Origin of the sequence: Prosthecobacter sp. (assembly GCF_020439865.1) — a bacterium.
Lineage (GTDB): Bacteria > Verrucomicrobiota > Verrucomicrobiia > Verrucomicrobiales > Verrucomicrobiaceae > Prosthecobacter.
In genome coordinates, this window is the sequence record NZ_JAGRPF010000064.1 from 107,956 (window position 1) to 114,680 (window position 6,725).

3 protein-coding genes and 1 pseudogene are annotated in these 6,725 nt (G+C 62.1%); 3 read left to right on the plus strand and 1 reads right to left on the minus strand.

All coding sequences use genetic code 11. The features are described from left to right. The first annotated feature begins 169 nt into the window (after nt 1-169). The 3 genes from KDL09_RS06695 to KDL09_RS06705 all read left to right on the plus strand — a co-directional run bounded on the left by KDL09_RS06695 (nt 170) and on the right by KDL09_RS06705 (nt 6,242). Nucleotides 170-820 carry an SGNH/GDSL hydrolase family protein gene (locus KDL09_RS06695; RefSeq protein ID WP_294382980.1) on the plus strand — a complete coding sequence of 217 codons (651 nt, stop codon included), beginning with the start codon at nt 170-172 and terminating at the stop codon, nt 818-820. A gap of 3 nt (nt 821-823) precedes the next feature. Then, on the plus strand, nt 824-1,858 hold the full coding sequence (locus KDL09_RS06700; protein WP_294382982.1) for a quinone-dependent dihydroorotate dehydrogenase: 1,035 nt from the start codon (nt 824-826) through the stop codon (nt 1,856-1,858). Between the two features lie 64 nt (nt 1,859-1,922). Continuing rightward, nucleotides 1,923-6,242 carry a serine/threonine-protein kinase gene (locus tag KDL09_RS06705; RefSeq protein WP_294382984.1) on the plus strand — a complete coding sequence of 1,440 codons (4,320 nt, stop codon included), beginning with the start codon at nt 1,923-1,925 and terminating at the stop codon, nt 6,240-6,242. A gap of 51 nt (nt 6,243-6,293) precedes the next feature. Here KDL09_RS06705 and KDL09_RS06710 read toward each other — a convergent pair. After that, nucleotides 6,294-6,725 (minus strand): annotated as a pseudogene (locus tag KDL09_RS06710) (hypothetical protein); the annotation flags it as partial.

The following is a 6,725-nucleotide window of genomic DNA, read 5'->3' on the forward strand; positions in this document are numbered from 1 at the left end:
AGTCAGGGGGAACTCAAAACCCCGCTTTTGGGCGGGGGGCGAGATGTCTAACACAGAGGGAAACTCGCGCAAGCTGGATTTTCGCCCTTTTGCACAGCGATTCTTGGAAATGTTAACAGGCGCTGAGAGCAGTTGCCCCGGCTGGGTTGGCAGGCATCATGCCGCTCTGATGAAAACCGTTCTCTGTTTTGGCGATTCCAACACGTGGGGCTTTGTCCCTGAAAGCATCCTCTCCCCCTGCCCCGAGAGGCACCCGTACGAGGTGCGCTGGCCCGGTTTTCTCGCAGGTGAACTCGGTTCCGACTTCCGCGTCATTGAAGAGGGGCAAAACGGCAGAACAACGGTCCACGACGACCCCCTCGCCCAGGCACGCAACGGCAAAGCAGTCCTGCCCGCGATTCTCGAATCCCACAAACCGCTCGATCTGGTGGTCCTGATGCTCGGCAGCAACGACCTGAAGGCCGTCTTTGGCGTCTCCCCGGGCGAGATCGCGACAGGCGTCAAGATTCTGGCCCAAATGATCCTGAGCAGCGACGCCGGCGTCGCGGGTAAGCCACCGAAGTTGCTGATTCTCTGTCCGCCTGCCCTCGGCGATCAACCACACCTGCCTGATGTCGCGGCGAAGTTCCCGAACGCGCAGGTCAACAGCCGCAAACTGCCCCAATACTACGAAGCGGTCGCCACCACGCTCGGATGCGGCTTCTTGAATACGCAAACGTTGATCGAACCCGGCAGCGACGGCATTCATCTCGATGCAGCGGCGCACGCACGACTCGGCCACGCAGTAGCTGCCGCGATCAAAATCATCCTTGCTGCCTGATCCATGACCTTGCTCGAAAAATTCTATCCCACACTCAAGCCCTGGCTCTTCCGACTGGACGCTGAACGCGCTCACACGCTCACGGTCAAGATGATGGTCATCGCACACCGCGTGGGCCTGCTGCAATCCGTTGTCTCCGCGCCGCAGAAACCGCGCAACGTCATGGGCTTGACTTTCCCCAACGCCCTCGGTCTCGCCGCAGGCATGGACAAGTCTGCCAGTGCCGTTGACGCATGGAGCGCGCTCGGATTCGGTTTCGTTGAAGTCGGCACCCTCACGCCACGTCCGCAGCCAGGAAATCCCAAGCCGCGCCTGTTTCGCCTGCCGGAGAATGAAGCACTCATCAACCGCATGGGTTTCAACAATCCCGGCATTCATGCAGCGGTGAAGAAACTCAAGCGCCGTCGCACCAAGGCCGTGGTCGGTGTGAACATCGGCAAAAACTTCGACACGCCCAACGAGAAGGCTGTGGACGACTATCTTCATTGCCTCAAGGCCGCGTATTCCGTGGCCGATTACATCGCGGTGAACATCTCCTCGCCCAATACCAAGGGGCTGCGCGATCTTCAGGCCGAAAGTGCCGTGAGGGAATTGATCTTCGCATTAAAGAAGGAACAGGCGTCGCTCCAGAAGGAACACGGCAAAACCGTGCCGCTGCTCGTGAAGATCGCCCCAGACCTCAATGACATGCAGATCGAGGCCCTTGCCCGAGTCTTCAACGAACAGAACATCGACGGCGTCATCGCCACCAACACCACCATCGACCGCGAAGCCGTCACAGGTCATCGCTTGGCAAACGAAACGGGCGGACTCAGTGGTGCTCCCGTGCGCGAGCGTTCCAACCTCGTGCTTCAGGCCTTCCGCATGCTGCTCAAGGAACAAATTCCCCTCATCGGCGTTGGCGGCATCCTCAATGGTGCGGATGCAGCCGAGAAGATGAAGCTCGGGGCCGCGCTGGTGCAGGTTTACAGTGGTCTTGTCTATCGAGGCCCTGGACTGGTGCGCGAGGTTCTCGCTGCCACGGCGCAGGCAGGTTAAAACCGACGTCAGCGCTCATTCCGCGCTTGCCATCCTTTGCCGATTTTCGTAAATGGCAGCCCGCATGGCTGACGACGCTGCTCCCTCCTCACCTAAGCCCGACACTCCCCCGCCGCGGACCACGGGAGGCAATTGGCGCTGGGAACCGCCGACGGCGGAGGAACTGCAGGCGCTGATGCCGGGCTACACGATTGAGAAGATTCTGGGTCGCGGTGGCATGGGCGCGGTGTATCGCGGGGTGCAGACGAATCTGGACCGGCCCGTCGCCATCAAGATCCTGCCGCCCGGCGTGGAGAAGGAGGACCCCAGCTTCGCCGAGCGCTTCAAGAGCGAGGCGAAGCTCATGGCCAAGCTCAATCATCCCGCCGTGGTCAGTGTTTATGACTTTGGCAAGACCAGCGCCGGGCAGCTCTACTTCGCCATGGAGTATGTCGATGGCAGCGACGTGCACCAGATGATCGCCGCGCAGGGGAAGCTGCCACCGGAGCACGCGCTGGCCATCACCGCGCACGTTTGTGACGCGCTCGCCGCCGCGCATGAGCTCGGCATCGTGCATCGCGACATCAAGCCCGCCAACGTGCTCATCAACATGAAGGGTCAGGTGAAGGTCGCCGACTTCGGCCTGGCGAAGGTGGAGGATCCCGGACAGCACGGCCTCACCAAGACGGGCTACGCCATGGGCACGCCGGACTTCGTCGCGCCGGAGGCGTTGACGCTAGGCACCGCGATCGATGGCCGCGCGGATTTGTATGCCGTGGGCGTGATGCTGTATCAGATGCTCACGGGGAACATCCCGCGTGGCGCCTTCAAGCCCGCCAGCGTGCTCGTGCCCGGCCTCGATCCGCGCTTCGACCCGATCATCACCAAGGCCATGCAGCATGACCGTGCCGAGCGCCATCAGAGTGCGATGGAGCTGCGCCGCGAACTGGATGTGATTTTGACGGTGCCGCTGGTGCAGCACAATGCGCCTGCCTCCGCGGCGATTCCCGTCGCGCAGATGGCGCAGACTCCCGCGCAACGCAGCGCCGCGGCGCAAAAGCCGCAGGGCAAAGCACCGCAGCAGCAAGCCGCTGCCGCGAACAAACCTGCGGGTGGTCATGCGGCCAGCGCAGCCCTGCCACCAGCCAAATCCAAAGCGCCGCTCTTCCTCGGCATCGGCGCCGTGGCCGCCATCGGCATCGGCGCGTTCGTGATGTTCGGTGGAAAGAAGGAGCCCGCACCGCCCAAGGCTCCGCCCGCCGTCGCCAGTGCAAGCACCCCGGCGCCGAAGCCATCAACGCCGCCGCCATCCAAGCCGCCACCAAAGCCCGCACCGACCGTCTCCTCGTCTCCAAGCCCTAAAGTCTCCTCATCTCCCACGCCCCCTGCATCCGACTCATCCGAGCCCGAGTTCCCACGGGGGAAATGGGTGAAAATGTTCACCAAGACGGACGACCTGCCGGAAAAAATGCGCGCGTCTGGTAGCATGACCATCGACAACGGCTGGATCCTCATCACCGGATCCAAGCGACAGAGTTTGAAGCTGCCCACCTCTGTGGCGGGCAACTATGGCGTGCGGGCACGCGTCCGGCGGGAGGTCATGGACGACAACGGCTGGACGCTCATCACCCTGCGGGAGAGCGGGGCCGGCCGGTATTCCTTTGCCTTCAAACCCATCGGCATCCAGGTCGCTGTGGATGGCGGCCCGAACCGCCAGGTGACGTACCTGTTCAACCGGCCCTATGCCACGTCGATTTCGCGAGGGCAGGAATATACCTTCGAGACCGCTGTCGTAGGCGACCGACTGATCGTTCGCTACAACGATCAAATCGTCCAAGTGGCCATGGATGGCACGCAGCAGACCGGGACCGGTACCATCAGTGGCATCGAAGACATGCGCGACATCGAAGTCATCAACCTCGACGGCATCCCCGAGGCCGAGGCGCTGAAGATTCTCGGCGTGGATGAGAAGGGCAATGACCTGCGGCAGAAACCCGCCGCCGTCGCCTCCGCCACGCCCGCCGCCTCGTCTCCGACGCCCGCCGCCGCCAAGTCTGCGATGGCTCCCGCCTCCTCGTCTCCCAGTCTCCCCATCTCCAAGTCTTCCGATCCCAAGTTCCCTCCCGGCCAGTGGGTGAAGGTGTTCACCAAGGCCGAGGACTTGCCGGAGAACCTGCGCAAACCGGACAGCGGCGTGAAGTTTGAAGATGGGTGGATCATTCCGACAAATTCGCCCAATTTCTTTGTTCAGCCCACATCACAGCTTCGAGGCAATTACGCCTTGCGCTGCCGTGTTCGTCGAAACCCAGCAGCCACGACCCCGACGCGCATTTCGATCCGTCGAAAAAGCGCTTCTGAATACTATGGCATCGCGATTGATGACGGTGGGGAGCTTAACTGCACGCGGCGCACCATGTCCGACTATTCAAAAATTGCGAAAGTTGACGTTCCCAGTCACTCAAAAGCTGCCGCTGAGTGCGCACTGGAGTTCGGAGCAATTGGACCACTGCTCATCGCCCGTTGTGATGATTCGCGACCATTGTTGACCCGAGACTCCGCCTATGCTGATGGTCCGTCCAACATCATAGGTAACGACGCCATTCGCGACATCGAAGTTATCAACCTCGACGGCCTTCCTGAAGCGGAAGCACTGCGCCTCCTCGGCGTGGATGAAAAAGGCAACGACCTGCGCGCGCTGGCCGCGAAGCAGGAGCAGCAGAAGGCCGAGATGGCGCAGCAGGCCGACGCCATGGCCGCCATCCCGGAGCTGAAGACGCTGCACGAGCAGTTCGTGAAGCTGCAAGCCGAGCGCGTGACCGCGCCGTTTGAGGCGGAGGTGGCGAAGCTTAATGCGGGCTACGTCGGCGGCATCGACCGCGAGATCGCCAATGAAAAGAAGGCCGGGCATCTCGACGGCGTCATCGCGCTGGAGGCGGAGAAGAAGCTCATCGCCGACAAGCAACCCGTTCCCGCCGAAGACGATGAGAAGACCACCGAGGCGCTCAAGAAGCTGCGCGGCATCTACCGCACGGCGTATGCGAAGCTCGAAGCCGCACGAGCCGAGAACTTGAAGGCGCTCACCGATCCGCTCTCCATCCGATTGAAGCAGCTCGAGAGCACGCTCACCCAGCAGAACCGCGTGCCCGATGCGAAGGTGGTGCGCGAGTATCGTGAGGGATTAGGTAGGGCGGCTGGTCCTCCAGCCGCCGCGATCGGCCCAGCGTCTACGAATCGCGCGAACGCGGCGCTTGCAGGAGCAAGCGCCCTGCCCAAGAAGAAATTCCCGCCCGGCGACGACCGCAAGGCGGCGGAGTGGGTGCTCTCGGTGGGGGGCAGTGTGCGGATCTACGGGATCAACAAAAGCATCACTGATGTTGCTGATCTGCCGCGGGGGCGCTTCGAACTTGAGGGTGTTTATCTCGAATTCACCTCCACAAACCAGCCCAAGGGACCCATCGACAACCTGCTGCCACTTGCGGGTTTGAAGGGGCTGAGGCAATTGACCATCGAAGTCGTCCCACTGACGGAAGTCCATTGGGAAGTGCTGTCTTCGCTGCCCGCATTGGGAGGACTTTGGCTTGAGAGTACCGGGGTCACCGATGCTTTGTTTGCCCACCTGGCTGGGGCTAAACTCAGATTCTTGGAAATCCGTTTCGAGCCTGCGATCACGGGCGAAGGCATCGAAGCCTTGGCTGCGGCGAAGAGTCTTGAGAAAGTGAGTTTTACGGCCACTCGGCCCTCCGAAGAAGGCTTGCGGCAGATCGGGAAACTGGAGACGCTGACCACGCTCTCACTGCACGGCTCGCTCAATCTTCTGCGGGATGAGCACCTCCCCTTGCTGGCAGGCTTGAAGCGCCTCGACAACCTCGCGGTGCGTCGCACGGCGCTCACCGCTGAGGGTTTGGCGGGCATGAAGTCATGGAGTGATCTCCCCGAACTGGGATTCGACATCCGCGCTGGAAATGGCGGCGCCGAAGTAGCCGTGCTGGCGAAGGCTTTCCCGAAGGTGGAAAAGTTCTCCTTTGAGGGTGAATCAACTTGGAATTACAACGCTGACGATGTCCGGGCCCTCGCTGGCTTCCCCCGTCTGAAGAGCCTCAATGCGAGTAATTCCCAGATCGACGACGAGGCGCTGGGCGGCCTGCTGGCGCTACCGAAGCTGGAAGGCCTGCGTATCTCTAACTGTGCCAAAGTCACCGATGCCGCGCTGGCGACCTTCGGGAAGCACAAGGGGCTGACGACGCTTTCTTTTGAGACGATGCCCAACATCACCGATGCCGGGCTGACCCACCTCATCGGCCTGAAATCCCTCACCCGGCTGGAACTCAAGAGCTGCCCCAAAATCACCCCCGCCGCCATCGCCGCCTTCAAGAAAGAGCGGCCGGATGTGACGGTGGTGCGGTGAGCGTCCGTGGCGAGGGTAGCCGTCGCCGCCGGTGGGGTGAGAACAGGAAACTCACGCGCCATCCTGGCCTTCAACAGCGCGGCGTAACGGACGCGACTGCTGGCGACGCGGGTCTTGAGGATGAGCGTGGGAGAGAGGGTTGGGAAACAGGCGTCTGTGCGGGGCGACTGGAAGCTTTCCAGGCTCATCCTGTGCGTCCCCCCGCTCATCAGGGGGCTTGCCGGAATCACGCCGTCGTTTGCCGGAGGCGCGGAGTTCCGTGCCAGACTCACGCCGTCGTTTGCCGGAGCCGCAGAGTTCCTTGCCGGATTGACGCCGTCGTTTGCCGGAGCCGCGGAGTTCCTTGCCGGAATCACGCCGTCGTTTGCCGGAGGCGCGGAGTTCCTTGCCAGACTCACGCCGTCCTTTGCCGGAGCCGCGGAGTTCCTTGCCGGAATCACGCCGTCCTTTGCCGGAGCCGCGGAGTTCCTTGCCAGACTCACG